The organism is Skermania sp. ID1734 (assembly GCF_007489285.1).
Lineage (GTDB): Bacteria > Actinomycetota > Actinomycetes > Mycobacteriales > Mycobacteriaceae > ID1734.
Genome location: NZ_VLIY01000005.1, coordinates 211,521 through 237,897, shown reverse-complemented (window position 1 = coordinate 237,897; position 26,377 = coordinate 211,521). Strand labels below are relative to the sequence as shown.

Below are 26,377 nucleotides of genomic sequence, written 5' to 3'. Positions count from 1 at the left end.
CGAGCCGACCAGGGTGGAGTTCCGCAACCAGGACAAGTCGATTCCCGTACGGAGGGCCAAGTGACCACGACTGAAGAGTCGGGGCGCGCGCGGCCCGCTTACCGCGAGGTCGAAGTCGACGTCGTGGTTCGCCGCCGCGAAGTCGCCTCCGACGGTGTCGTCGCTTTGACACTCGCGGATCCCACCGGCGCGGATCTGCCGGAGTGGGCGGCGGGTTCGCACATCGACCTGCTGTTGGAGCCCAAACTCGTCCGGCAGTACTCGCTGTGCGGCGACACCGCCAACAGTGGTGAGTGGCGCATCGGTGTACTTCTCGATCCCGAAAGTCGCGGCGGCTCGAAGTTTGTGCACGAGAAGCTGCAAGAAGGTGCGAACGTTCGAGTTCGCGGCCCACGCAACCACTTTCCGCTCGTCGGCTCACCGAAGTACGTGTTCATCGCCGGTGGAATCGGTATCACGCCGATCCTGCCGATGATCGCCGCCGCGCAGGCAGCGGGTGCCGATTGGCGTCTCCTCTACGGCGGCCGGAAGCGCTCGACCATGGCCTTCCTCGACGAGTTGGAGCGCTACGGCGACCGGGTCACCATCTCCGCCGCCGATGAGTCCGATACCCCGTTCAGAACCGAACTCGAATCTGTGCTGTCCGAGCCCGCTGATAGAACGCTGGTGTACTGCTGCGGCCCGGAAGGCTTGATGGAGGCCGTCGAGGACGCCTGCAAGATCTGGCCCGACGACAGCCTGCACGTGGAGCGTTTCTCGGCCAAAGCCCTCGCTGAGCCGTCGCCCGGGGCGCTCGAGACCTTCGAGGTGGAGTGCCAACGTTCCGGTGTCACGGTGACCGTACCGGCGGACAAGTCCGTGTTCGAGGCGTGCGAGGAGGCGGGCGTCGATGTGCTCGGCTCATGCATGGAGGGCATCTGTGGAACATGTGAATGCGACGTTCTCGAGGGCGAACCCGATCACCGAGATTCGGTGCTGAACGACGCGGAGAAGGCCCGCAACGACGTCATGATGATCTGCGTTTCGCGCTCCCGCTCGGAAAGGCTGGTGCTCGACCTATGAGGCCGAACTATCCGTTCAACTGCTGGTATGTGGCGGCAACCAGCGGCGAGGTCGGCGAGGACTTCCTCGCCCGTCGCCTGCTGGACGTCCCGGTGCTGCTGTACCGCCGCAGCACTGGCGAGGTCGTGGCGATGGAGGACCGCTGCATTCATCGCGCGTTCCCGCTCTCGGCCGGTCGCCGCGACGGCGATCGGGTGGTGTGCGGCTATCACGGCTTCAGCTACGAGCCGGACGGCTGCCTCGCACACGTGCCGTCGCAGGAGAATCTTCCGCCCGGTGCGCGGGTGCGCACCTATCCCATCTTCGAGAAGGCGCCTTTCGTCTGGATCTGGCTAGGTGAGCCGGGGGCGGCAGCGTTGCGCCCACCGCCACGAGTGCCGTGGTACGGCGACGGAACCGGCTGGGCCAGTACCGACGAGGTCCTGAAAGTCGGGGCGAATTACCTGCTGTTGCAAGAGCACTACCTCGACCTGACGGACGTGTTCGTCATGCACCCGGAGGTCGTGCCGCCCGATATCGACGTGCTGCCCGCGCTCGACGAGGTGGAAGTATCCGAGCGGTCCGTTTCCTACTCCCGCTCCATGCCGCCGAGCCGACTGGCCCCCTGGGAAGCCGACGTCACCGGCCTGCCGGAAGACACGCTCGCCACCCGTCGCGAGGAGGGCCGCTTCGTCACCCCAGCTCTGCACGTTCAGCACTACTCGATCGACCTCGATGACGGAAGTGCCCACGAGCTGTTGCGAATTCAGGGATTCACGCCCGAAACCCCCGACAGCACGCACGTTTTCCTCCAGATGGCACGTACCTACGCCAAGGATGACGAGCGTGTCGCCGACTTCCTGCGCACCATGTTTCACGACTGGGCACTGCGGGATTCGGTTGTACTGGAGGCGATTCAAAGCCGGCTCGGGGATCGCGGTGAGCCGCGTCGCGATATCAACGTGAAGGCCGACCGAGCGGCAGTGCGGGCCCGGCGGATCGCCATGGACATGGTCGACGACGAGTCAGGCAGCTTTGTGTTGAATTGGAAGCTTTGACAGATGAGCGTCATTTCCCCGGCCGACTCGATTTTTCTGGTCTCGGAGTCGCGGGAGCATCCGACGCACGTCGGGGCGCTACAACTGTTCGAACTGCCCGACGGCGCGGATGAACATTTTGTCCGCGACCTGCACGCAAAGCTGTTGACGTACACCAACCTCAGCCCGACCTTCCGGAAACGGCCGGCGGATCCGGTGAGTTCGTTGGGACAGCTTTGGTGGACCGACGACAACGACGTCGATCTGGAACACCACGTCCGGTTGGCCGGGCTCGCGCGCCCGGGACGTATTCGGGAACTGCTGGAATACGTTTCGCGCGCGCACAGCGTGCTGCTCGATCGGCACCGCCCGCTGTGGGAGTACCACGTGATCGACGGCGTCGAGGACAACCGGTTTGCGGTGTACGCCAAGATGCATCATTCGCTGGCGGATGGCGTGTCGGCCATGCGGATGGTTGCGGCATCGCTGTCCGCTTCGCCTAATGGCGACACCGCGCCGCTGTGGGCCAACCGGGTGCGGGTGAAACCAAAGCCGACCCCGAATAGCCCCGTTCATGTGGCGGAGGGATTGACGAACTACGTCCGAGCCGTCGTGCCTTCGACGATGAGTTTCGGCCGGATTCTGGCCGGCAATGTCGGTCGGGCTGATGCGCGGTTGCCGCTACCCGCCCCACACAGCATGTTCAATGTGCCCATCACCGGCAGTCGGCGCTTTGCCGGACAATCGTGGCCGCTCGAGCGGCTGCGTGCGGCAGCTAAGAAGATAGGAACGCGCGCCACCATCAATGATGTTCTGCTGGCTATGTGTTCAGGCGCTTTGCGCCGATACCTGCTTTCCCAGAACGCGTTACCCAGCAAGCCACTGATCGCGGCGGTTCCGGTATCAGTACGCGCAGGGGACTCCGACGGAGGCAACGCCATTGGGTATGCCCTGTGCAATCTGGGCACGCACTTGCCTTATCCAAGCGACCGGATGCATACGATCATCACGTCGATGAACAAGGCCAAATCGACCATGGCCAAACAGTCGAAGGCCCAGGTCCAATTGATGGGCGCGACACTGCAGTCCGCGCAAACCATGCTCGGTGCCCTGCCGGGACTCGGATCGATCGCGCCCTCGGTGGTCAACGTGGTGATTTCGAATGTGCCGGGCCCCAAGGAACCGTTGTACATGCACGGCGCCCAGATGCTGGCAAACTACCCACTGTCGATTCCGCTGGACTACAACGCGCTCAACATCACCGCGATCAGTTACGCGGGCAATCTCGACATCGGCATCGTCGGCTGCCGCAAGGCCGTTCCGGGTCTGCAACGGTTGCTGGAGCATTTGGAAGCCAGTCTCGCCGAACTTGAATAAAAAGGCTGAACTTGAATAAAAACGCTGAGGCGGTCCAGCAACGTCGCTGGACCGCCTCAGTGTTTGGCCTGTGGCCAAGTGCATCAGGCCGCCTGATTCGCAACGGCCACCGCTGGCCGGCGTACGGGCGCCGCGGTCCGGGTAGGAGCAGCAGCAGCAGCCTCGACCGCGGCTTCGCGGCGCTTACGCGACCGGTCGCCGAGAGCCAAAAAGGCGTGGTAGATGCCGGGGATGAGGATCGGCGACAACATGAAGACGAACAATCCGCCAATAGAGAGGAAGTCTTGCATTGTTTCGTCCCTTCGCTGTGGAATCGAGCGGTGACTGCCACGAAACGTCGTAGCTATTCGAAATAGTCTGTGTAATAAGACTTTTCGTTGACACCAATGACGATACGAGCGAGATGTGAGCCAGACAACGTAACCAAAACCTGAAAATTTCGGCCAACTTCATGCGCCGCGCACAACGCAGCTAATAATTAGCCGGAACTGGCGCGCAGGTCGCCCATGGCGCGCGATTCAACGTCTTCCGCGTTGCGCAGCACCGAACTACGCAACCAGCGCGCGGCGAAAAGCGCGATTTGCAGCTCCAGCACGGCCGCTCCGTCGTCCAAGTCGACGCCGCAGCACTCGATCGCCTGTTGAATTCGGTATTGAATCGTGTTGCGGTGCAGATGCATTTGTTGTGCCGTCGCGGAGAAGCTGCGGTTGTTGGACAGGAACACCCGCAACGTTTCCCGGAGCCACTCGTTGCGGTTGTCATCGTTGGCCAGGACACCCAGCGTGCGCCCGACAAACCGTCCCAATGCGTCGATGTCGTGGGCCATCAGGGCCAAGGGTGCGATCTCGTGGTAGGTGGTGGCCCGCGGAAACCCCCCGCCGGCCTGCACGGCGATCTGTTGCACGCGGGTCGCCTGGGTCAGGGTGCGCCGGAATCCCTCGATGCCCCGCTCGGGCTGACCGATCGCCAACCGCGCACGCACCGATTTGTGGGTCAATGCGCCCGCCACACCCGCGGCGTCGATCGGTGTGGCGACGGGCAACCGAAACCAGATTCGAGCTTGGCGTTCGCCGCTCGGCACCAGCAGGGGCGCACCGATCGCCCGCAGATAGTGGGCGATGACCAGCGCTGCCTCATCGAAAAGGTTCATGGCCTCGCGGGTCGGCACATCGGCATCCGGCCACACCTCGACCGCCACATGAATAGCGTCGAACCGGTACCGCAACGCGTTCTCGGCATCGCGGACGTCAGTAATCGAGCCGTCGAGAATCTGCCCGACCCACTTCTGCCGGAATCCGCCGCGGCTACTCATCCAGCGGTCGCGTTCTTGCTCGTAGGCTCGCCCGACTTGCTCGACAACCTTGTCGATGAAGGCACCACACCGATTGACCAGTTCGATCAGCGTGTTAGCGCTATCCGGTTGGGCTAACTCGACGGCGTATCGCATTGTCGCGTCGAGGAAGCGGGTGTGCCCGATTCGGTAGGCCCGCACCAGCGCGGAAAGCGGAATGTCATGCTGCGCGAGCGCCCGCGCATGGATGATCGCCGGTCTGGGCGCCTCCAACTCCTCCACCGGAATATTGCGCTCCAAAAACGTCACGGCCGCGGTGACGTTCTCGGCGACGCTGGCTTGCAGCAGTTTGATAGTCGCGTCGTCGAAGTTCAACGCCTTGATCTCGGCACGGATCACTGCGAAAAGTTCCCCGATGAAGGCATCACGGCCGGCAAGCATCTTGCGCGCGACTTCCGGAACAGTGTCAATTCGGGGCATGTCTAATCGCAAGGTTGCGGGCCTTCCGCGCGGGGTGGAGTCTGCTTCTCTATAGTCCGCTTGCGATCGGAACATCGGGTTGTCTGACCGCACTGACTTTTCAAGGATTTCTGTAGGGTCTGACAATCACGGACCGCTCTAGATGGCGACGAACACTGTCCAGATGACCAATGCCGCGGTAGTCACCGCGAAAATGCCATGCGTAACGACGACGGCTATCGGCAGGTTCGAGTGGTCGGGTGCCCGATGCGCGGACCCAGGGCCAACGCCGAGGTGTATCGGACGCCGGTAGCTCGGTATCCACCTAATGAACATTGTCGCGCCGAGCATCGCGGTCACGACGAGAAGTCCCAGGCTGGCCCACCCGACCTGGTCGCGGCCCAGGATGGTGAACGCGACCCAGGTGGCGGCGCCGGCAAGAGCGAAGCCGACGTGGCTGAACACCAAAGTCGGGGGCAATCTGCGGTGCCGTCCGCGCCGTCCGCGAGCACGGCGAACCTCGCTGCGGGTTAACCAGGCACCGAGTATTACCAGGCCACTCAGTGCGGTGCACACCAGGATGGCCAGCGCAACCAGCGGCACTTACGCGCTCCTGAAAACTACGACATATCCGATATACCACTTGGCGGCCCGGGACGGCTACCACCAGCGCCAGGCGAATAATCGATCCATGCCAGGCCTACTCGTGACGCTGATATTCACCACCGGCTTGACGTTCTGGGCGAACGGCCTCGCCCATGCGGCACCGGCCAACCCGTTGACGCCGCTGGTGACCGCGGTCGTGCAACGCCTCGAGACCGCGGACGCCGTCGCGGCTGCCAAGTATCCGGCCGGGCCGATCGATGATCCCGCACGCGAGCAACAAGTACTGGAGTCCGTTCGGATACAGGCCCTGCGCGAGGGCGTCGATCCGATTCGCGCCGATGCGGTTTTCCGCGACCAGATCGAGGCCAACAAGTTGGTTCAGCGGGCACTGTTCACGATGTGGAGCACGCGGTTGGCCTCACCGCCCGTGCACCGCCCGGATCTGTCCGGGCCTCGGAAACAAATCGACACGGCCAACGGCGCGATGGTCACGCAACTACGCGCGGTGGCCGTGTCTTTGGCGGAACCAAGCTGTCCGCTACTGCTCACCGACGCGGTCGCCACGCAAGGCGGCGAGCAAGGACTGGACGCACTCCACGTGGCCGCTACCGCCCGAGCGGTCCGGTCGCTCTGCAATTAGTTGATCGACCTATCTCTGGTGGCCGATGATTCCATCGGCCACCAGCTGATCGATTTCATCTGCACCGTAACCAAGTTCGGCCAGCACCGCCTCAGAGTGCGCGCCCAGCGCGGGAATTGCACCCATCGGCAGCTCGATGTCGCGAAAAGTCATGGGCGGCAACAGCGCCTGCACCGGACCGATTGGCGTATCGATTTCGCGCCAGCGGTCACGTTCGGCCAGCTGCGAGTGGTTGACCAGTCCGGCCATGTCGTTGATCTTGGCGGCCGGCACTCCAGCGGCGGCCAGTCGCGCGTCGAGTTCCGCGGTGGTGAATCGCCGGGTTTCCGCGGCCACGGCCGCGTCACACGCTGCGCGGTTCGCGACGCGAAGCGGGTTCGTGGCGTACTGCGGATTGTCGGCGAGATCTGGCCGGTCGAGCACGTCGGTGACCAACGTCCGCCAACCGCGATCGTTTTGCACACCGATCAGAATCTCGCCGTCACTGGTCGGGAATGCGTCGTACGGAGTGATCGAGGCGTGGCCCAGTCCCATCCGTGGGATCTGCCGACCGCCGTACAGCTGCATGTACATCGGATGGCCGAGCCATTCGACGGTGGCGTCGAACATCGAAATATCGATAATTGCGCCGCGGCCGGTGCGTTCCCGACGGAACAGTGCCGCGAGGACCGACTGACTGGTGTACAACCCGGCCGCGATGTCGGAGCTGGGCACGCCGGTCTTGGTTGCCGTCTCGGGAGTGCCGGTGACCGAGATGAGTCCGGACTCGGCCTGGATGAGCATGTCGTAGGCCTTCCGGTCACGCAGCGGGCCCGCGGTGCCGTAACCGGAGATGCTGGCGATCACGAGCCGCGGATTCTTCTCGTGCAACTGCTCCGGGTCCAGGCCAAGTCGCTCGGCAGCTCCAGGTGCGGAGTTCTGCACGAAAACGTCAGCGTGAGAAATCAACCGATGCGCCACCTGCAGCCCACTGGCCGACTTCAGGTCGAGCGCCACTGATTCCTTGCCCCGGTTGAGCCAGACGAAATGGGTGGCCAGGCCATGCACGGCGTGGTCATAATTGCGCGCGAAATCGCCCTCGCCGATCCGTTCGATTTTGATGACGCGGGCTCCCAGGTCGGCCAGGTGTCGAGTCGCCATCGGAGCTGCGACTGCTTGTTCCAGCGTCACGACGGTGACGCCCGCGAGCGGAAGAGGCGCGTTCATGTGCTTCAGCCTGCACATAACGGCGGCGGGCGTCCAATGCGCGGCGACAGGCCGATTGCTCAACACAATTCGGACAGTTGTGGAGTGCAATATTTTCAACCACTCGCAGAAGGATTACTTAGCGGGTGAATTCGGTTAAAAATGTTTACGCGTCCCCTCCGGGGACAGACAGGTATTGCATGAAGGTTTGCGTTGGTGTCGCGTCGAATGCTTGCCGTAATGCGAAAGCGCGGTTTGCACCGGCGATCGTTTGGGGTGAGTGCCTTGACAGGCGACAGTCATAGCTCACTGCACACCCCGGCGGAAAACGGACGCAACTTCCGGCATCAGCCTCTACTAACACGACGTATGCCCCTCGGCATCGACCAGAGTGCCGTGTTCAGGAGCAGGTTCCTCGACGAGTTCAACGACGGTGTCCGTTTGGCCGTAGTGCGTGGACCGGAGGGGTCGGGCAAGTCCACCGTGATCGATGCGTGGATCGCGCGCCTCGAGCCACGCACGCGGGTGGTGCGGATCCCGGAGCCCGTCTTCGGCTGCAGCGCCGCGGAATATCTGAACACCGTGTTGCGCGGGCTCCGCGGCACTGGATCACCGCAGGATGCGTCGTTCAGTGTGGACGAAGCCGCGTCGGCAATCGACGGTGATCTCGTTATGGTGCTCGACCAACTCGGCAACTGTGTGGACGCCCCGGCGGTCGGTGCGCGCCTGCTCGAGTTGCTGAGGCGTTGTTCCGAGTTGTCGGTGATCGTGGAAACCCGCGCGGCAATCTTCGACGCAGTCGAGTTGGCGGCCGTCGACGGTCACGTCGAAATCGGTCCGGAGCAACTGTGTTTCACCGTGGAAGAAATTATCGCCGTGCACCGCACGGTCGGTATCGAACTCGGTTCCGAAGCAGCTGAACGGTTGCACCGGTTGATTAATGGCGAGGTCGCGCCGACGGTGCTCGCGGCTCGCCTGGCCAAACAGCTCGGCTACCCGGTGGTCGATCTGCGCGGCGGGCCGGTTCCTGAATACCTTGCCCGATTGTCAGCGACGGCCGAGGCGGTCCTGGATCGGAACGACGTTTCCCCGTGGCGGAAAGTGGTCCTCGAATGGGCGCCCCTGCGCACCATCAATCCTGACACCGTTCCGCCGGCGCTGGAACAGCTAGGCCTGCTGCAACGCCGATCTCGCGACAGCCTGGTGGAGTACCCAGCGGCCCTGCGTATGGGCCTGCTGCAGATCGCGCGTCGCGAACTCGACGACGATGTCGCGGAGACGCTCGACGCCCTCGCCGCAAGCGCGCTCGCGGAAGACAACGCGACCGAGGCGACGCTGTATGCCTGCGATGCGGAGAACTGGACGGTCGTCGGAGAAATTTTCGAGAAACACTTCGCGCGCATCATCGACGAGGACCTCGCGGGTGCGGTACGGGTCTTGCAGGCTTTTCCGGACGAGCACCGTGAATCGTTTCCGGTGGTTCAGGCGGCGCGCTCGAGTCTGATCGGTCTCGGCGAAATGCCTTTGGTTGTCGCCGATTTGCCCACCACCGACGCCGATTTGGCGGCCATCGCCACGAGCGAGGAAGCCATGTCGATCGCGACCCGGGCGACGATCAGAGCGCTGGGGCTGCGGCGGTTGGGCTACTACGGGGAGGCGGTAGAACTAGCCGAGCGAATCCACCGGATCTTGGATGACGTGTTCGAGATGAACAAGCCGCATCTCGACGCGCAGCGCTCGATGTTGCGGCTGACGCTGGCCACGACTTTCCAACTTGCCGGACGCTACAGCAGCGCGGCAACGCAATTGCTCTATGCGTTCCGGTCCGGGAGCAGCGCTGTACGTCGCAAGTCCGCGGGTGTGTTGGCGCTCAACTGGGCGTTACAAGGCGATATGCCGCGCACCGTTCAATGGTTGCGCGCCGGGGCCGACCAGGCTCATCCGCCCGGGCGGTGGGGCACCTCGATGCGGCTGCCGGGCGACTGCGCGCAAGCGTTGTGTCACCTCGAACGATTCGACCTCGACGCGGCGAGGCAGGTTCTCGACAACCTCGGTGAGCCGGAATTTCGGGAAGAGCGGTGGGCGCTCATGGCCTACGTCAGAGCGCTGTGGTCCCTGCTGTGCGGCGAGCCCACCGAGGGTCTGGACTGGCTCGACACCATGATTCAGCAGCACCGCCACTACTACGTCCCGGAGTCCCTGGGGCATCGCCTGATCACTGCGGTGCGTGTAGACCTGCACCTCGCCGCCGGAGATGCCAACGCCGCCGTGGCAGTCCTCGACAATGTCCAAGCCCGCAGTGGCCCAGCACTTCTCGTAGCTCGCGCCCGAACCGAGCTACTCACCGGACGTCCCGACGCAGCGCTCGCCGCAGCGTCGGGAGCCACGCACAGCGAAGAGACATGTGCGCGAGTACGCATCGACGCGATGCTTATCGAAGCCGCCGCTCACGTCAGCGGTGGCGACGACGATGCGGCGACCCAATGTTGGCGCACGGCCTGCCGGATCGCGGAGCGATGCGGCTGCTATCTGCCGTTCGCTCTGCTCGGCAGTGCCCACCGAGATCGGCTCAGCGAATTGACCGGGGTTTCCGCGCCCGCGCTTGCCGCGCTGCAGCCGCCGGTATTTCCTGCGGGAAGCCTCGCGGTGGTGCGGCTGACGCCGCGCGAAAGTGAACTGCTGCAGTTTATTTCGCAAGGTTTGACCCTCACCGCGATAGCGAAGAACCAGTTCGTCTCGCCCAACACCGTCAAGACTCAGTTGCGAAGCCTGTACCGAAAACTCGGCGTCAATACCCGAGAACAAGCGCTCGCACAGGCGGCGCGGTTGCACCTACTCGACCATGCGGACATGCAGGTCTCATAGCTCGGGTAGCTCGTCCTATGCCAGTAGGCGCAGTTCCTGAGCGGTCGAGACGGCTTGGCTCCGGTTCGCTGCGTTGAGCTTTTTGTAAATACTGCGCCGCTGCGTCTTGATCGTGTTCTCCGAGACAAAGAGCTTTCTGGCGATCTGGTGCGCAGCAGCTCCTTCGGCCAACAGCCGCAAAACTTCCCGTTCCCGCACCGACAGTCGAACGAAAGGTGCTGCCGCCGGAAAGATATCGGATCCGGCGGGCACCGCCGGGCCTGGCATGTCCGCGGCCTCCGCTAAGAGGGTCCGGCGATCCAGCGCCATGAAGGCGAAGGGCAATTGGCAATCCGAGTGCTCCGCAAGGAAACATGCCTGCCGCCAGCTGGCCACCGCGTGCGGCTTGTCTCCCAGATCGAGATGAGCTGCCGCCTTGATCAGCAGGCCATCGATATGCGCTCGCACGTAACCGGAAGCTGGCCAATCTATTTCGGTCACCGTGGCGATCGCATCCTCGGGCCGCCCGGTAAGCAACTGGGTGCGGGCGCGCGCCGCCACGACCACTGGGTGCTTCGACGTCGTTGCGTTGATCCGCACGTCCGCCGAATTAGCTTGCCCGGCCGCAAGTTCCAGCTCAGCCTGCACTGCGGTGAGCAGGTCGTCGGCAAAGGGCGACTGGGCGAAGTGCGCGCGGTGCTCCGCTATCGTGCGGGTCACCCAGCTCAGCGGCTCGTCCACGCGACCGGTCACCAGCGATGCCTGGCAGCGCGCATAGGCGATGAACGCCCACAGCTCGTCATGGAAAGCCGGTCCGCCGAGCCCCTGCAGGAGGGCATCAGCGGTCACAAAGTCGAACTGATCGAGGTGATATAACACCGCAGCACACCGCCCGGCAACGCGCATGAAATCGCCGAACTCGCCGTCCTGGAACGGTTGCGCGTTCTCTACGTCGAGCCACTTGCGCACCCGGCGGGCGTCGCCACACAGCGCCCAGTTCAGAGCAATCCCACCGGCCGCCTGGCGCCGGACGAATTGGTGTCCGTCCCGGAATGCCACTTGGAAGTCCGACGTCGCGTCGGCCAATTCGCCGGTCAATTGGTAGGTCACCGCCGTTTGCAGGTAGATCAGCGGCGCGCGGCGCGCCACATCCTCGTTGCCGGCGTCCCGGGCGCCGTAGAGGATGGGCTCGATACGCCGACTCAATGCGACGGCCTCCGCGAACTTGGCGCTGCGACGCAATGCGACAGCTTCGGTTATCGCCATCGTCACCGTTTCGGCTACGTCCTGGCTTGCGCCCAGAGCCGCCAGATCCTCGAAAGACTCTGGCAACTCGACCGAGTGGATCGCGGATTCATTACACGTCGTCAGTGCGAACCTGGCCGCACGCACCAAGGGGAATCGAGCCAGTTCCGAGCGCGGGAACATGCAGACGGCCCGAAAGAGCCCGCCGAGATCCTCATCGACAATGCGCGCATAGTGAGCGAAAAGTATCCGGCCAGCACGCTTCCAGGCGCGGGCATCGACGGCGTAATGCAGAGCCGCGGTGGGATCGTCGGCGGCCAGGCTGTGCTCCGCAAGGCGGATCAAGGCTTGCTTGCCAAGCGAGGGGTCGTTGCGCCGCTCGAGCTCGAGCAGCCCGAACCGCAGCGCCGCCGGGTATTCCCACGCCAGATCACTAGACGTCCGCTGCAGCAGTCCCTGACGCTCCAGGGTTTCGAAAAGTTCCTCGGCGTCGGTGACTCCCAGTACTGCCGCCGTTTCATTCGTGAGTTTGCGCGCGGGGGCGGTCGCCAGGATCGCCGCGCGCCAGGCCGTCACGCTGGAGCGAGACAGCAATTGCTCGACAGTGTCGATAAGTACGGCAACGAGTTCGGGTGCCGCATCGCCGAATTCGTCCACTGCTGCATAGCCCAGTCGTTTCGACATAAGCAGCGCAAGGTCGGTCGCGAAGGCTTCGCCGCCCAGGGTGTGCCGCAGCGAACGGACGACCTCGGGGGTTAGCTGGAACCCATAGTTGGCGAACAGCTCAGCGACCTCGTCACACGTGAATCGCAGGTCGTGCGGGCCGATTTCCGCAATACCTTCGGTGAGCAGCTGGACATACCCATACAGCACGTGCCAGGTCTCTATCACCGCATGAACCCGCGGGCAGTCGGTGGCCAGTTGCGCAAATTGCCCGGCGATCTCAACAGCGTCGAGCCGCGTAGGGTGCTCAGCGACGAGCAATACGTCCACGTCGATCTGGGCAAGTGTCCGGATCAGGGTGGCGAACGCGCTGCCGTCACCTGTCGTGTCAGTTGCCGACAGGATTACTCCGCTGCGGCGCAATTTGTCGATTAACGCGGACCAGTACTCGTCGGCGGTCGTGTTCGGCGCCGGCGGCCGCATCCGGCAGACCACGCGACCTTTCGCACCTCCGTGCTCGATCCACGAGGTGATCAGGGCAGACTTCCCGGACCCTCGTGCGCCACGCACAACGACGAGTCGCTCTGAGTCCAAGATGTCGAACAGTCGGGCACGCGGAAGCGCTGCGCGCTGCTGCATGGTCAATTGAGCCCCCTTGGTGCGCATCGCACTAAACGCGCGACGCCTTTTTGACCCGACCCCTGGTCAACTAAACAGGTCAAAAACGGTCCACGCGACAGGTTTTGTCCGATTTGCGCAAATTCACCCTCGATTTCACCAACTCGCGACTGGCGTGGTTGCGGAGCGGTCAGCTACCGACCAAGGGTCCTCGCACACTGCCGACAAAAAACTGCCGACAAAAAAGCGGGGCACCTCCGGTTCGTCGGGGGGTGAACCGGAGATGCCTCGCCTATAACCATCACCCGAAAGGGCATTCGGTGATCGTCGCGTTCACTCTATTGAGTGCGGCGGCCCAAAAGACGCACGCAAAGGGGTGAAATTACGGGTGGACCAGCAATCCGCGCCGCTCGTCACCAACTGCGTCGTTCGCGCATGAGAACCGTCGCGAGGACCGTGGCGACAAGCGATGGCACAGCCACGGCGGCGAAGATCACGTAATGACCGGAGGCGACGAGTAGTGCCGACGGCAGGACGAGTCGCTCGACGACAAGCACCTCGTGAGCTCGCCGGCAAGAACGCTTCGAGATCGGTCGTGCACTGCGCACCACGATCAACAGGCTGGTGGCGACAAGCGCCAGCGCTACGGCCACTCCGGCGCCATAGTAGGCGGCATGGAATTCGGTTGGCAGAACAAACGGCACCAGCAGCGCCAGAACTGCCCACAACGCGAAGATCGCGGCAAGGACCCGCACGGTCGCAGCGTCGCCGTGCACGGCGGGGTACGTAGCGCAGTCACTAGCTCGGTCGCCATCGCGGTCACCGAGCGCGCCAAGCAGGTTTGACCCGCAATCGTGAATTCCGAGCATCACCGCGATGGTGACGATGGCGATCGGGTGGGTCGGCGTCGGATGCACCGCCATTGCGCCGAAGATGAAGGCTGCGACTGTCGGCACGCTGTGCGCCACGTTGCCAGCCAGCCCTCTGGCTTTGAGCACCTTGGCATATGCGATGCCCGATACGGCGGCAATCAATGCCACCACCAAAGCCCGGTAGTTGACTACCGCGGTGAGAACGAATCCGGTGCTGACCAATCCCGCCGCACATGCGAAGGCGGTACGACTGGCAATGCGGCCGCTGGGGATCGGTCGGGATGGCTTCGCCTGCGCATCGAGTTCGCGGTCGAAAAAGTCGCCGCCGTACATTGACGCTACCCAGGCGAAGGTCGGGACTATCCACGCTATGACGAGTCGCCAATTGGCAGCGGTGGACTCGGCGACTCCCGCGCCCGCAAGGGCGACAAGACCGGCGTAGAAAACGGTGTCCGGGCGGCAGATTTCGGCATGAGCGTGGAGTAAGCGCCACGCCCGGCTCCAGCGCGAGATTGGCTCCGCTTCAGCGTCGAGGCTGTCGGCGCTGTCGGCGCCCCGAGAGTTGGTGCGCGGCATCGATCAAGTTCACCCCGATTCGCTGCCGTCGCGATGGTCGAAGCGGGCGCTGACGGCAAGATCAACTGCACAGTAATACAACTGGGTTTGGGCAAGCAGTTTATTGCAGGCGCGAATGAGTGGTGCACATGGGCGCGGGTGAGCGCAATATATGTCCACTGCTCGCCTCAACTTGCCGCCTCCGTTGGCTTGCCATCGAGCAACGTATGCCCCTGCCTTGTTTAGCTAAGTGATTGCTATCAGCGGTGGAATGCGCATTAGCACAACGACGAGTGGATTCCTAGGGTGAACTCTAGGGTGATTCTCGTTACGTAAGCATGCCTGAATCGCACAGCAGCGCTTACGTTCTCACCAAATTACAACATTCACCCCATACTCTGCGTATACGGTAAACCAGAGTTAGCCAGCGACGCCAAACGTTTGCTACGCTCGCGACGAAGCGTCCTTCGCGACAGCCAAATCTGGAGGGCACGCGACGCCCTTAGATGGATTCGACGGCTGTTCGACCACGAAAATGGAGTGAACTCCTGATGCCAATCGCGCGCTCTAGGCCCTTCGGGCAGAAGCGACGATCAGCCATCGACGCCTATGCATCCGCGGCAGAAACCGTGTCGAGCACCCGGTCAGAGTTCCCCGACGATAGCGGCTACAAATGATCGGCACGGCGATAGCGGCCAGCCGGGGTGTCCCGACCGGCACGTCGACGGACCGCAACGCCTTAACCGGCCCACTGATCGCCGTGTGGGTAGGGGTAATTCTCGTCGCGATACTGCCCGCGATATTCATCCGCTTCACTCCGGCACCACAAGATCACACGTGGATTGGCGCTCTCGTTGTCATAGCCATTGCCGGTTGCCGTTATGCGTGGATTGTCGGGGAAGGACGACGCCGGCTGATCGAAATGTCGTTCTGGGTCTTCGTCTACGTCTTCCTCGGGGTCGCACCGCTCGTGCAGCTGCGGATGCAGCAATACCCCGACACGACGCCGAACATCGACCCCTGGCTCAACGGACCCGCGATGGTGATCGTCCTCGTCGGGCTTGCGGCCTTTGCGCTCGGCATGATTGCCGGAACTGCCCGCTGGTGGAACCGACCGAGGCGGCGGGTTGTGCGCGGCCTCGATCGTCGACGGACTCTCGTACTTGCTTCGCTGGCCATAGCCTTCGACACCTATTTCGCCGCGAAGGTAGGGCTCAAGGCGATGGTGTCCAACCGCCAAGCCCGACTCCAGGCAACGACTGCCGTTTGGCCGGAAATGTCCACCTATGGAATCGTGACGGCGCTTTCCACAATGGCGGTGCTCGTAGCCTTTGTCGCCTTGGCGAAAATCTGGCACGACCGTTCCAAACACGACTGGCTCATATTGGGCGTGCTGATCGCTTGCGCCATCACCCTTGCGATCATGCTCAACCCGATCTCAAGCGCGCGTTACCTCTTCGGCACAACAGCGCTAGCGGTAGCAGCCGTGCTCGGACTCTTCGCCACCCGCCAACGATTTCGGGTCGTCGCGGTGCTGGCGATCGCCGCATTGATTGTGGTGTTTCCGCTCGCCGACGCATTTCGGTATACGAGCGACGCGCAGTTCAAGAGCGGAGGTCCCATGGAAACGCTGACCTCCGCGGACTACGACGCATTCGACCAAATAAACAACACCGTGCTCTATGTTGAGCGCAACGGGCCCACCGACGGTAAGCAAGCGTTGGGCGTACTGTTTTTCTGGGTGCCGCGACGCGTATGGCCCGACAAGCCCAACGACACCGGGATTCTCCTTGCCGATAGTCGCGGATATACGTTTCAGAATTTGTCAGCCCCGCTATGGACCGAACTGTATATCAATGGTCGCTGGCTGGCATTAGTGCTGGGAATGTTTGCGCTGGGTATCGTCACTCGTGTACAAGACAAACGAATCGAATTGACGCTTGATCGAACTCGGGCGCCCTCTGTCCTCGCGTGCATTCTTCCCTTTTATTTGATCATTCTGCTGCGCGGCTCGCTGCTCCAGGCGATGTCGTATTTGACGGTGATTGTGGCTTGTGCGCTCTTTGTCACGCGCTGGAAAAGGGGGGTCGCCAGTGTCGCATAGATACGCCTTTACAGAGCAATCCGGCCCCCGGCGCAGCTCGCGCGGGATGATCGCCTTGGCTGTGCTCGTGGTTTGCGCAGTGGTCGGCGGATTCTTCCTGCATGAACGAATGTCTGTTCCGCCAATTCAGAATGCCGCCAAGTCTGCACCACAACCAGCGCCTTTGGAGATTTCTACCGCCCCGTCGGTCTTGTTCGTCGGAGACAGTTTCACCGCCGGAGCAGGACTGGGAACGCACGACGGCTACTCCTACATCGTTTGTCGGACGATCGGCTGGAACTGCGATGTCGATGCGCAAGGCGCCACCGGATTCATTAGCGATGGGCGCGCCTTCCGCACTGATTCCAACCGTGCGATCGACCGTCTCGACGAAGACAAAGAGATCTTTTCCGTAGACGCCGTAATTATCGACGCCGGACGTAACGATCTGGGTTATCCAGCGGATCGGGTGCTGCCGGCAATCGCGGCGTACATAGCGAAGGTCAAGTCCTTGTGGCCCACTGCGAAACTAGCGGCAATCGTGCCTTCGTATCTGTCGTCGATACCCTATTTCACTTACCCACAGATCAGGGACGGATACACGCGCCTTGCCGCCGCTGAGGGCGTCACACTCATCGATCCTGTCGCCGAGGGCTGGTATCGCGGCATCGATATAAGCACTTTGACCAACGAAGCTTCCCCGATTCATCCCAGTCTTTACGGGGCCCGGTTTATCGCCGAGCGGATAGTGCGCGACCTTCGCGACACCGGCTTTCTGAAACAGGTCGAGGAGCAGGTGTCCAATGGACATTGAGACATTCGCGTACGTGCTGCGGCGCAAGTGGCGCTTGGTGTTGGTCTGCCTCATGGCGGGACTCGTGGCCGGCATTGGCTTCTCACTCATGCAAACACCGATGTTCGAATCGACCGCACGCGTCTTTTTGCGCACTCCAGGGTGGAACAACGTCACGACGGCGGATACCGCTGAAACGAGCCCTTACCATGCCGACGAGTTCGCCCAACAGCGCGCGCGCAGCTATGCGCGGTTGGCCTCGAGCGAGGCGGTGGCCGCCAGAGTGATCGGCAACACGAAGATACCGATGGACCCGCGCGATCTCGCCGCGAACACCTCTGTGCATCTGATCCCCGACACGGTACTGCTGGACATCAACGTGCAGAACCGATCACCATCGCGCGCTCGAGAACTTGCGGACGGCGTCAGTGCCGAGTTGGCCAGCGAGATACGCGCAATCGAGACCCCGCGTGGGTCGCTGATTCCAACTGTTGAGCCCGTTGTCATCAGCCCAGCCACGACACCGCGAACTCTCGCCGAACCGCATGTGGCATTCAACCTCATCATTGGCGCCGCAGTGGGTCTGCTGTTCGGAGTCTCCCTAGCTGCCGCAAGCACCGGCCTTAGCGCGCGACAACCGGTCACGTCGACAACAAACGGAAACCGCGCGAGTACCGAATCCCGCTCTACAGAGCCCGACAGGAGCACCAGCCGATGAAACTGGCCGCACAAACGAAACCTGCCTGGATCCTGATTGCCACAGCGATCCTCGGCGCCCTCGGCGGGCTCGTCTTCTGGCTCGTCGCACCCAACACATATACGGCCTCAACGTTGTTGTTCTTGGGTTCCCCATCGAGCAGCGACTCGACAGGCGCGTACCAGGGGGACTTGTTCTCTCAGCAACGCGCCGCCACGTACGTCCAACTCGTAACCACCACCGACCTCGCTGCCAAGGTGATCGATGACCTGTCGCTGAAGATGTCGCCAGACGACTTGGTCAAAGAGGTGTCGGCAAAGCAACTGCCCAAGACGGTCGTCGTACAGGTGTCGGTAAGCGACCGCTCCGCGACGCAAGCAGCCGCGATCGCCGACTCATACGCGACCAACTTCAGCCAGTACGTGAGCAAACTCGAAACGGCGCCGCAGACCGACCGGTCGAACATGGTGGTTTCCGTCGTCGAGCGTGCGCACGCTCCGTCTGCTCCGTCGTCGCCACAACCGCTGATCGATATCGGAGTAGGAGTAGCTATCGGCATCGTGTCCGGGGCGACGCTGATCTGGCTCCTTCGGCGGTGGGAGTCAACGCACGGCAGCCAACCGATGGGTCGTCGCAGGCGTACCGGACCCAATCCATCCTCAAATGGTGCTGTCGGATCGTCAATGTATTTGTCTCGATAGCAGAATCGGACAGTTGCGCGACATGGTTATGCTTCGCAGATTTCTGGTGGTGCTGATCGCCATCAGCGTTGCCACCACGTTCGGCCAGTCCATGCCAGCTGGTCGCTCGGTACCTGCGAAACCTCGACTGGTGTTCGCGCACTACTTTCCGCCGTACCCGGTCTCACTGGATAATGCCCCGCCAGCATCGGACTACTACGCCACCCAATACCTAAATCCTTTCGGGGAGAACGGAAAGCATGCCGCATATGGCGGATTGCTTCGCGACCGGCCGATTCCGCGCGAGCCACGTTCCGGAAACTGGCGCGCAGCCGATTTGCGCGACGAGGTCGCTACCGCGGCGCGTTACGGGATCGATGGCTTCGGTATTGACATCTTGACGCCGCATACCGACCCGCAGTGGGTCTCGGCGGTGCCGCAACTGCTCCTCGACGCGGCAGCAGCCGTATCGCCCACATTCAAGATCATGTTGCAACCCGACATGAGTGGAGAGATGGCCCAGCTCACTCCGACACAGTTAGCCGCCGAGATTGCGTATCTCGCCGGCCAGCCGGCCGCATTTCGTCTCGATGACGGCCGGCTTGTGGTCTCGCCGGTGATGGCGGAACGTCACGACGCGACGTGGTGGAAAACGTTTCTCGACATCATGCGCGAGACGTTCCACACCCCGGTGGCGCTGGTTCCGCTGTTTCTCAACCCGCTCCCCTACATCGACAGCTTCGCAGCCATTTCCTACGGCATGTCGGAATGGGGCGGGCGAAACCCGGCATTCAATCCGGTTATCGGGGCGCCCTCGGAACGTGTCCGAAAGGTTCAACAGCTCGGAAAGATCTGGATGCAGCCGATTTCGGTGCAGGACGAACGCCCTAACCAAGCCGTATACGACGAGGCCGAGAACACCCAGAACCTTCGCAACACGTGGTTGATCGCCATCGACTCCAAGGCCGACTGGGCGCTGATGGTCACGTGGAACGACTACAGCGAGGGCACCGCCTTCGCCCCGTCAGTCAAACACGGTGACAGCTTTCTACAGATCTGCAACTACTATGCAGGGCTGTTCAAAACCGGTCTGGCACCGCAGTCCATCCACGATCGGGTCGTTCTCACCCATCGCACCCAACTGGTCGCGACCGAACCGACCTATCCGACCGTCAGCCCGATGACCTTGCGAGCCGGGAGTAGCCCGCCACGTGACACCGCCGAGGCCCTGACATTTTTGCGCGCACCCGCGGAGGTGACGGTGCGTGCCGGGGACCGCACGCAAACCTGTTCCGTCCCCGCGGGCGTCGGACTCTGCCTCGTCGCGTTGCCGCAGCCGCTCACCGCTGACATTCGTGTTGATGCGGTGGTCAGTCGTGCTGGACACCCGGTGCTGGCATTCACTTCGCCGTACCCGGTGGTCGCGCGACCGTACGTCCAAGATCTGCAGTACGTGGCCGAATCGCAGGGGTGAGCAACGGTGGGAAGAAGGGTGCTTGATGTGAGGTGGAACTACCTTGCTGCGGCGACTGTCGTGTCGCTCGCGTGCGCGGGGTGCGCAGCCTCCACCGAAGCGAGTGAGGCTCCCCCGCACCGCGCGACGGTGCCGGCAATTTCCCAATCCGTCGCCGACCAGCGCGGTGAAGTGGTCAAGGACGAACCAGCGACGGATTTGTCCGACCCGTTGCGCAAATCCGGCGCCACGGAGCACCGGATCGCCTACCGTTCGGCGTCGGGCATCGACGGCGACAGTCGGGTCGTCACCGGCGCGGTGTTCGTGCCCGCTGGCCCTCCGCCACCTGGAGGATGGCCGATCATTGCGTACGGACACGGCACGACCGGGGTTTCCAACAACTGTGGTCCGTCGCTCTATCCGGACCTGCTCGGATACGACCTCGTCGTCGCATCATTGATCAAGCTCGGATTCGTCGTCGCGCTCACCGATTACGAAGGACTTGGCCCGACCGGGAAGCATCCGTATCTCGAGCCAATCACGGAGGGCTTCAACATGATTGATGCTGTCCGTGCCGCGCGCCACGTGGTCTCGACTGCCTCGACGCGGTGGGTGGCCTTCGGCGTATCGGAAGGCGGACAGGCAGCATGGTCAGCGAACGAACTCGCCAGCGACTACGGCAAGGGCCTCGATTTCCTCGGTTCGGCATCGATGTCGCCCACAATCGACGTGTCAGGTCTAGCCAACCTGGCAGCGGCCGGCTGGCTCAATCAGGTCCAACAGGCGTTATTACCAATGACTTTGGCGGGCGTTGCCGTCACCCACCCAGACCTCAACCCGGCAGCATTTTTACACGGGCCGCTGATGGCGAATCCAGACATGTGGCTGTCCTGTCACGGACCACTCGTCGATGAGCGCTCGCAACGAGCCGCTCAGCTTAAGCGCGACGACAGCGCGCCCGCGACTACACAAGACCAAGAACGCCTTAAGTCGGCACTCGCGGACCTGGCCGGTCCACGAAGCCGCGGCAGCGGTCCCATGCTCGTGCTCGCAGATCTTTCCGATGGGGCGACAGTCCAACCTGCGTGGGTCCGCAAGGGTGCGCAGGAAGCATGCAAGCTCGGCGACACGCTCCAGTTGGTGATGCAAAACGAGCAAACCAGTACGGTTTCTGGTGCCGCACTGGCCGGATCGTGGCTGCTGGACCGGCTTGCAGGAAAGCCCGCGCCAAACAATTGCTCGTCTTTGCCCCCACAGCCTGAACCGACCGTGCCCGGTGGGCAGCCGCCTGGCACCGTCGCCGATAATGGATCGATCGTGCAGCCTGCCGCGGCATCGCAGGCCACGTCGGCACCCTCGGAAGTCTCTTTCGACTTCGCGCACTTGCCTGACGGCGATGTGCCGGGTTCCATCGGTGGGGTTCCGGTGGCCACGATCGAAGCCGGGCACAGCGCGAAACCAGCGTCGATTGCTTCCGGGCGACTGGTTCACGGTGCGCCGATCGGCGACAACGCAGCGAGCTATCTGGAAACGATGCTCGCGGCGCCGGTAACCCGCATCGGCGCGACCGCGGTTTTTCAGCGACCATCCGGCAGCATCGCCTTGGTGGTGTGGCAGTACTCGCTCGCGCAGGCCCGCCGCGGTCACAACGCGCCGCCAAAGGGCGCCATTCACTTCGTCGCCGGAGCGACATCGTGGAAGCTCAGCCTTTTCGACGCCACCCGCGGCGGGGAGATCGGCCTGCTCTATGGCGACTATCGAGCGCCCGGCGACTTCGCCGCTCCTCGCACCTTCGAGGTCGACCGGTCCGGCGATACCCTGACCGTCCGATTGCCCGACGGTGAAGTTCGCACCGCATCCGACCCGCGCGTCGGTCAGTGGATCGGCGACGCCGCTTGCTGGGAACTGTACGAGTTGCACCCGGGCGAAGCTCCGGCAGCATTCACGAAAGCCTGGGCATCGTGATCGGGAAACCAACGCGGTGGACGATTGGCCTGCTCCTCGCGGGCGCGATCGTCATCGTTGCCGGAATCGTGGTGATAGCACACCGGCAGCAGAACCTGACCATTGCCGACTCGTCGCTGGTCGGCGCAGTCTCTGAGCCTTCGGGACCCCATGCCGTCGACGTCAACTTCGCCGACGTGGCACCGGGTCCCGTACCAGCGAAACTGGGGCAGAACACGCTGAGCACCGTCGAGAAGGGGGATAACTCGGCGCCGCTCTCAATCAAAGACGGAAAACTCTCCCACGGGAACCCGCTGGTCAAAGACTCTGCCAGCTACCTGGAAGCGACGCTTGCCCATCCCGTCGAGAGGCTCGGCGGCACAGTCACATTCGCACCATATTCCGGCAGTGTGGCTTTCGTGATCTGGCAGTCGCCACTGAAGCTGGGAGTCGACGGACATGACACGAACAGCCCCAACGCCGGAGTCCATTTCGTTGCTGGTCCGGGTACCTGGTCTATCGGGGTATGGGAAGCGGGCACCGGCCAACGCGTCCTTAAATCGGGCACATACAAGGCTGCGGCCTTCGGCACTCCGGAGGTCTTCGACATCAGCCGCGAGGGCGCTACCGCGACCATCATGCTGCCGGACGGGCAGCGCCAGGTCATTTCCGATCCGAGTATTGCCGCCTGGTCGGGGCCGGTGGCCTGCTGGGAACTTTACGAGGCGCGGCCAGGTCTCGCGCCTGCCAGCGTCGAGGCAATTTGGGCGAACTGACCATCACAAATCACCAACACCGGACCGGCTGAAGAAAGAAGACTCACCGTGAGAGAACTGTTTCACCTGATCGCGTGGTTACTGCCGGCCAGCAGTGTGAAGAACCGGCTCTTGCGCTTGTTCGGACATGACATTGCGGCTTCTGCGCGTATCGGACCGACTCTTGCGCTCGGTGTCGAACATGTCGTAGTCGGCGAACGGGCCGCGATAAGTCCAGGAAACGTTCTCCGCGGGATGCGGCTTTTCGACATCGGAGAAGAAGTGACGATCGGGTCATGGAACACCTTTTCCGCGCACCCCGGCTACCGGGTCGCAGATCCGAACGCCGGGTGCGCGATCCTCGACCGCGGTTCATCCGTTACCAGCCGACACTACTTCGACTGCTCGGGCAAGCTACACGTGCAGGAATTCGCCGTTATCGCCGGCCACCACACCACGATCTTGACCCACGAAATCGCCTTGGACCGCAATGTGCAGACCGCCGGTGTGGTGATGATCGGCGCGCGGTCGGCAGTCATGACGAATTGTGTCATGCTCAAGGGAGCGTGCCTGCCGCCGATGTCAATTCTCGGCGCCAATTCGATGCTGACTCGGTCGAAGACCGAGCTATTACCTGGGCTCTACGGCGGTAGCCCGGCTCGCCGCATCGGCGACATGGACACTGGGCCGCAGTCGTGGTTTGCCCGCAAATCGAGCATCACAACGGAACTCACGGTCGACGTTCCAATGGCACCACACGACGAAACTTCGCGCTAGTTCGAACACCGTTCCCATACCATTCGTCGCAATAAGGCGATGCCGATGTTGCCAATAGATTGCTGTAATTCCCCGCAGACTTTCGAACGATACTCTTCGTACCTTAGTGATTAAATTTTTCATCATCCGTAGCAATCGCTCGCTTTGGCTTCCCCGGTCCACGATTCACCCCCAAAATCACACCGTCACATCGTATCTTTCGACGATTGGGTGGGTATTTACTTGATATGCTCGGAGGAAACACATGTGTTTATTACAGTCGACCGGCTGCACAAATAGAGCCATTTTGTGGTTCAGGATCAGACGCTGAAAGGTTGCTGCCCCCATGGATCTAGATTCGGCCGGGGCAAAAATCTCGATGACACGAACGCGTGAAGCAGAGTTGGCGAGCAGCGAGCTAGGGTCGCAGGCGCATACAGCCCACGGAAATCCAAGAAGGCGGCTTCGGGTTCTGATCGTGGCGCTGAATTACGCCCCGGAAATCACCGGGAATGCGCCATACACCGCAGGGCTAGCTACCGGATTGAGCGATCGTGGCCATCAGGTTCGCGTGTTGACCGGCCTTCCCCATTACCCCCAATGGCGGCTCGCGCCCGGTTATGAGGACCGGGAAGTCCACCGTCGAGAATTCATCGACTCGGTACCTGTATCGCGATTGCGCCACCATATCCCGACCCCACCGACCGGACGCGGACGCATCCGCATGGAGGCTAGCTTCGGCGGCCGCGTCGCCGTCACACGGTGGCCCAGCCACGACGTTCTGGTGTGCCCGGTGCCGGGCTTGTTGCCTACCGGGCTTTGTGTGGGCCGCACCAAATACCGCCGTCGGCATGCCCCTGTGGTGACCTGGGTCCAAGATCTGTACAGCCTCGGCGTGGTCGAAACCGGCTTTCTGTCCGGGCGCCCGGCTCGCCTAACAGGTGCGCTGGAGGGGCAAATCCTTCGAAACTCCGACGCAGTCGTCGCAATCCATGATTCGTTCAAGAGCCACATTGTCAACAATTTGGGAGTCCGCGCCGACGCAGTGGAGGTGATCCGGAACTGGACGCACCTGCGGCCGACGGAACTCTCCGACCGCAACGCCACCCGATCCCGTTTCGGATGGCGGAACGACGAATTGATCGTCCTTCATGCCGGCAATATGGGCGTAAAGCAAGGTTTGGAAAACGTTGTTGCTACCGCCCAGTTGGCGGCAGCAAGCCATGCCAACGTTCGTTTCGTTCTGCTGGGGGACGGCAATCAACGCTCGCACCTGGAGCAACTTGGCGCCGGTATACCGACGCTGCAGTTCATCCGTCCGCTCCCAACCGATGACTTCCGCTCCGCCATGGCGGCAGCCGACATTCTGCTTGTCAATGACAGGCCCGGGGTGGGCGCCATGTCGATGCCGAGCAAGCTGACTTCCTACTTCACCACCGGAAACCCCGTCGTCGCCGCAACTGAGGCATGCAGCACGACTGCCTATGAACTTGCTGCAACCGGCGCCGGGATGGTCGTACCGCCCGACGATCCACGCGCGTTACTCGACACCCTCACACGACTGGCCGCCAATGGAGCGCTCCGCGACACGCTCGCTCGTGCCGGGCGACAGTACAGCGCCACGGTCCTGTCTGCGAACCATGCCATCGACCGCTTTGAGACCTTACTGACGCGGCTCACCTTCCAACGCAATTCGGCCGCCCAAGCATCGAAAGGAACCTTCCATCAGTGACCAAACGCGCATTGATCACGGGAATCACTGGGCAGGACGGTTCCTATCTGGCCGAGCTTCTGCTCGACAAGGGTTACGAGGTTCACGGCATCGTCCGGCGCGCCTCGTCGTTCAACACGGCGCGTATTGACCACCTCTACGCCGACCCACATGAATCCAACGCCCATCTGTTCTTGCACTACGGAGATCTGACAGACAGCGGTCGCCTCACTACACTGCTGACTTCCATCGAACCGGACGAGGTTTATAACCTCGCGGCGCAATCACACGTGCGCGTAAGTTTCGATGAACCCGAATACACCGGGGATACGACCGGGCTGGGATCGATCCGACTGCTCGAAGCAATCCGGCTGTCGGGACTTCGATGCCGCTTCTATCAAGCGTCGAGTTCGGAAATGTTCGGGTCCAATCCGCCCCCGCAAAACGAAAGCACCCCGTTCTATCCCCGCTCCCCGTATGGGGTGGCGAAGGTCTATTCCTACTGGGCAACCCGGAACTACCGCGAGGCCTACGACATCTTTGCCGTCAACGGCATCTTGTTCAATCATGAGTCTCCCCGCCGGGGCGAAACGTTCGTTACCCGCAAAATTACTCGCGCCGTCGCGCGCATCAACGCCGGTCTGCAATCCCACCTATACCTAGGCAACATCGACGCGATCCGAGACTGGGGATACGCCCCGGAATACGTCGAAGGAATGTGGCGCATGCTGCAAGTCGACCAACCGGACGACTATGTGCTCGCAACAGGCACCGAGTACTCGGTGCGAGACTTTCTTGCCAGCGCCTTCGAGCGGGTGGGGCTTGATTGGGAACGCTACGTGCGCTTCGATGACCGGTACCTGCGACCCACAGAGGTCGACGCTCTGATCGGCGATGCCAGCAAGGCCGAAGCGAACCTCGGCTGGAAGCCCAGGGTGCATGCCAGGGAGCTGTCCGCGATCATGGTCGACGCCGACGTCGAGGCCCTGGCACACGCGGGACGACCATGGATCGACACCCCTCTGTTCGGCGATCGGGCGCAGCTGTGTCACCGATGAATGCTGTTGTCTCG

Annotated in this window: 21 protein-coding genes; 15 read left to right on the top strand and 6 right to left on the bottom strand. The window is 62.4% G+C overall.

The window, feature by feature from the left end; all coding sequences use genetic code 11:
• Positions 1 to 60 precede the first annotated feature (60 nt).
• From FOS14_RS08415 to FOS14_RS08405, 3 genes are read left to right on the top strand one after another with little or no spacing between them, the layout of a single operon-like run.
• Complete coding sequence (locus FOS14_RS08415; RefSeq protein ID WP_143769838.1) at positions 61 to 1,062, top strand: PDR/VanB family oxidoreductase; 1,002 nt, start codon at positions 61 to 63, stop codon at positions 1,060 to 1,062.
• The gene (locus FOS14_RS08410; protein ID WP_143769837.1) at positions 1,059 to 2,099 is read left to right on the top strand and encodes a Rieske 2Fe-2S domain-containing protein; all 1,041 of its coding nucleotides are present in this window, start codon (positions 1,059 to 1,061) and stop codon (positions 2,097 to 2,099) included. Before FOS14_RS08415 ends, FOS14_RS08410 begins: the two co-directional genes overlap by 4 nt.
• Positions 2,100 to 2,102: 3 nt before the next feature.
• Positions 2,103 to 3,455 (top strand): wax ester/triacylglycerol synthase family O-acyltransferase, encoded by a 1,353-nt coding sequence (locus tag FOS14_RS08405; protein WP_143769836.1) that lies wholly within the window; start codon positions 2,103 to 2,105, stop codon positions 3,453 to 3,455.
• Positions 3,456 to 3,538: 83 nt separating this feature from the next.
• Here the strand turns inward: FOS14_RS08405 and FOS14_RS08400 are convergent, their stop codons facing one another.
• The 3 genes from FOS14_RS08400 to FOS14_RS24665 all read right to left on the bottom strand — a co-directional run bounded on the left by FOS14_RS08400 (position 3,539) and on the right by FOS14_RS24665 (position 5,808).
• Positions 3,539 to 3,745, bottom strand: a complete 207-nt coding sequence (locus FOS14_RS08400) for a hypothetical protein (RefSeq protein ID WP_143769835.1) — start codon at positions 3,743 to 3,745, stop codon at positions 3,539 to 3,541.
• A 188-nt stretch (positions 3,746 to 3,933) separates the two neighbouring features.
• The gene (locus FOS14_RS08395) at positions 3,934 to 5,226 is read right to left on the bottom strand and encodes a CdaR family transcriptional regulator (RefSeq protein WP_185981684.1); all 1,293 of its coding nucleotides are present in this window, start codon (positions 5,224 to 5,226) and stop codon (positions 3,934 to 3,936) included.
• Between the two features lie 138 nt (positions 5,227 to 5,364).
• The gene (locus FOS14_RS24665) at positions 5,365 to 5,808 is read right to left on the bottom strand and encodes a hypothetical protein (protein WP_185981683.1); all 444 of its coding nucleotides are present in this window, start codon (positions 5,806 to 5,808) and stop codon (positions 5,365 to 5,367) included.
• An 88-nt stretch (positions 5,809 to 5,896) separates the two neighbouring features.
• Here FOS14_RS24665 and FOS14_RS24660 point away from each other — a divergent pair, with 88 nt between their 5' ends.
• Positions 5,897 to 6,451 carry a chorismate mutase gene (locus FOS14_RS24660; RefSeq protein WP_185981682.1) on the top strand — a complete coding sequence of 185 codons (555 nt, stop codon included), beginning with the start codon at positions 5,897 to 5,899 and terminating at the stop codon, positions 6,449 to 6,451.
• A gap of 9 nt (positions 6,452 to 6,460) precedes the next feature.
• Here the strand turns inward: FOS14_RS24660 and FOS14_RS08385 are convergent, their stop codons facing one another.
• The gene (locus tag FOS14_RS08385) at positions 6,461 to 7,657 is read right to left on the bottom strand and encodes a CaiB/BaiF CoA-transferase family protein (RefSeq protein WP_255450163.1); all 1,197 of its coding nucleotides are present in this window, start codon (positions 7,655 to 7,657) and stop codon (positions 6,461 to 6,463) included.
• Between the two features lie 348 nt (positions 7,658 to 8,005).
• Between FOS14_RS08385 and FOS14_RS08380 the strand changes: the two genes are divergently transcribed.
• Complete coding sequence (locus tag FOS14_RS08380) at positions 8,006 to 10,501, top strand: LuxR C-terminal-related transcriptional regulator (protein WP_185981681.1); 2,496 nt, start codon at positions 8,006 to 8,008, stop codon at positions 10,499 to 10,501.
• A gap of 15 nt (positions 10,502 to 10,516) precedes the next feature.
• On the opposite strand, the gene FOS14_RS08375 is transcribed toward FOS14_RS08380, so the two are convergent.
• Together FOS14_RS08375 and FOS14_RS08370 are read right to left on the bottom strand one after the other, a co-directional pair.
• A complete protein-coding gene (locus FOS14_RS08375) occupies positions 10,517 to 13,027 on the bottom strand; it encodes a LuxR C-terminal-related transcriptional regulator (RefSeq protein ID WP_221936674.1) in 2,511 nt (836 codons plus the stop codon).
• Positions 13,028 to 13,419: 392 nt separating this feature from the next.
• On the bottom strand, positions 13,420 to 14,454 hold the full coding sequence (locus FOS14_RS08370) for a UbiA family prenyltransferase (protein ID WP_143769830.1): 1,035 nt from the start codon (positions 14,452 to 14,454) through the stop codon (positions 13,420 to 13,422).
• A 652-nt stretch (positions 14,455 to 15,106) separates the two neighbouring features.
• Between FOS14_RS08370 and FOS14_RS08365 the strand changes: the two genes are divergently transcribed.
• From FOS14_RS08365 to gmd, 10 genes are all read left to right on the top strand, one after another.
• Positions 15,107 to 16,537 (top strand): oligosaccharide repeat unit polymerase, encoded by a 1,431-nt coding sequence (locus tag FOS14_RS08365; protein WP_143769829.1) that lies wholly within the window; start codon positions 15,107 to 15,109, stop codon positions 16,535 to 16,537.
• Between the two features lie 61 nt (positions 16,538 to 16,598).
• Positions 16,599 to 17,330 (top strand): SGNH/GDSL hydrolase family protein, encoded by a 732-nt coding sequence (locus tag FOS14_RS08360; RefSeq protein WP_255450179.1) that lies wholly within the window; start codon positions 16,599 to 16,601, stop codon positions 17,328 to 17,330.
• A complete protein-coding gene (locus FOS14_RS08355) occupies positions 17,320 to 18,027 on the top strand; it encodes a YveK family protein (protein ID WP_143769827.1) in 708 nt (235 codons plus the stop codon). The genes FOS14_RS08360 and FOS14_RS08355 overlap by 11 nt, the downstream gene beginning before the upstream one ends.
• Positions 18,024 to 18,707: a YveK family protein gene (locus tag FOS14_RS08350; RefSeq protein WP_143769826.1), complete on the top strand. Its 684-nt coding sequence runs from the start codon at positions 18,024 to 18,026 to the stop codon at positions 18,705 to 18,707. Before FOS14_RS08355 ends, FOS14_RS08350 begins: the two co-directional genes overlap by 4 nt.
• A gap of 22 nt (positions 18,708 to 18,729) precedes the next feature.
• The gene (locus tag FOS14_RS08345) at positions 18,730 to 20,160 is read left to right on the top strand and encodes a glycoside hydrolase family 71 protein (protein WP_255450178.1); all 1,431 of its coding nucleotides are present in this window, start codon (positions 18,730 to 18,732) and stop codon (positions 20,158 to 20,160) included.
• Between the two features lie 27 nt (positions 20,161 to 20,187).
• Positions 20,188 to 22,104 (top strand): lipase family protein, encoded by a 1,917-nt coding sequence (locus tag FOS14_RS08340; protein WP_185981677.1) that lies wholly within the window; start codon positions 20,188 to 20,190, stop codon positions 22,102 to 22,104.
• A complete protein-coding gene (locus FOS14_RS08335; protein WP_143769823.1) occupies positions 22,101 to 22,859 on the top strand; it encodes a hypothetical protein in 759 nt (252 codons plus the stop codon). The genes FOS14_RS08340 and FOS14_RS08335 overlap by 4 nt, the downstream gene beginning before the upstream one ends.
• A gap of 48 nt (positions 22,860 to 22,907) precedes the next feature.
• The gene (locus FOS14_RS08330) at positions 22,908 to 23,615 is read left to right on the top strand and encodes a hypothetical protein (RefSeq protein WP_143769822.1); all 708 of its coding nucleotides are present in this window, start codon (positions 22,908 to 22,910) and stop codon (positions 23,613 to 23,615) included.
• A gap of 325 nt (positions 23,616 to 23,940) precedes the next feature.
• A complete protein-coding gene (locus FOS14_RS08325) occupies positions 23,941 to 25,326 on the top strand; it encodes a glycosyltransferase (protein WP_143769821.1) in 1,386 nt (461 codons plus the stop codon).
• Positions 25,323 to 26,363 (top strand): GDP-mannose 4,6-dehydratase, encoded by a 1,041-nt coding sequence (gene gmd, locus FOS14_RS08320; RefSeq protein WP_143769820.1) that lies wholly within the window; start codon positions 25,323 to 25,325, stop codon positions 26,361 to 26,363. Before FOS14_RS08325 ends, gmd begins: the two co-directional genes overlap by 4 nt.
• Positions 26,364 to 26,377 lie beyond the last annotated feature (14 nt).

What these genes read in the sequence shown, in the direction of transcription:
- FOS14_RS08405 (WP_143769836.1), top strand. Translation starts at nt 2,103, where the DNA reads ATGAGCGTCATTTCCCCGGCCGACTCGATTTTTCTGGTCTCGGAGTCG.
- FOS14_RS08380 (WP_185981681.1), top strand. Translation starts at nt 8,006, where the DNA reads ATGCCCCTCGGCATCGACCAGAGTGCCGTGTTCAGGAGCAGGTTCCTC.
- FOS14_RS08345 (WP_255450178.1), top strand. Translation starts at nt 18,730, where the DNA reads ATGGTTATGCTTCGCAGATTTCTGGTGGTGCTGATCGCCATCAGCGTT.
- FOS14_RS08370 (WP_143769830.1), bottom strand. Translation starts at nt 14,454, where the DNA reads ATGCCGCGCACCAACTCTCGGGGCGCCGACAGCGCCGACAGCCTCGAC.
- FOS14_RS08395 (WP_185981684.1), bottom strand. Translation starts at nt 5,226, where the DNA reads ATGCCCCGAATTGACACTGTTCCGGAAGTCGCGCGCAAGATGCTTGCC.
- FOS14_RS08375 (WP_221936674.1), bottom strand. Translation starts at nt 13,027, where the DNA reads ATGCAGCAGCGCGCAGCGCTTCCGCGTGCCCGACTGTTCGACATCTTG.
- FOS14_RS08385 (WP_255450163.1), bottom strand. Translation starts at nt 7,657, where the DNA reads ATGAACGCGCCTCTTCCGCTCGCGGGCGTCACCGTCGTGACGCTGGAA.
- FOS14_RS08325 (WP_143769821.1), top strand. Translation starts at nt 23,941, where the DNA reads ATGGATCTAGATTCGGCCGGGGCAAAAATCTCGATGACACGAACGCGT.
- FOS14_RS08400 (WP_143769835.1), bottom strand. Translation starts at nt 3,745, where the DNA reads ATGCAAGACTTCCTCTCTATTGGCGGATTGTTCGTCTTCATGTTGTCG.
- FOS14_RS08350 (WP_143769826.1), top strand. Translation starts at nt 18,024, where the DNA reads ATGAAACTGGCCGCACAAACGAAACCTGCCTGGATCCTGATTGCCACA.
- FOS14_RS08365 (WP_143769829.1), top strand. Translation starts at nt 15,107, where the DNA reads ATGATCGGCACGGCGATAGCGGCCAGCCGGGGTGTCCCGACCGGCACG.
- FOS14_RS08410 (WP_143769837.1), top strand. Translation starts at nt 1,059, where the DNA reads ATGAGGCCGAACTATCCGTTCAACTGCTGGTATGTGGCGGCAACCAGC.
- FOS14_RS24660 (WP_185981682.1), top strand. Translation starts at nt 5,897, where the DNA reads ATGCCAGGCCTACTCGTGACGCTGATATTCACCACCGGCTTGACGTTC.
- FOS14_RS08355 (WP_143769827.1), top strand. Translation starts at nt 17,320, where the DNA reads ATGGACATTGAGACATTCGCGTACGTGCTGCGGCGCAAGTGGCGCTTG.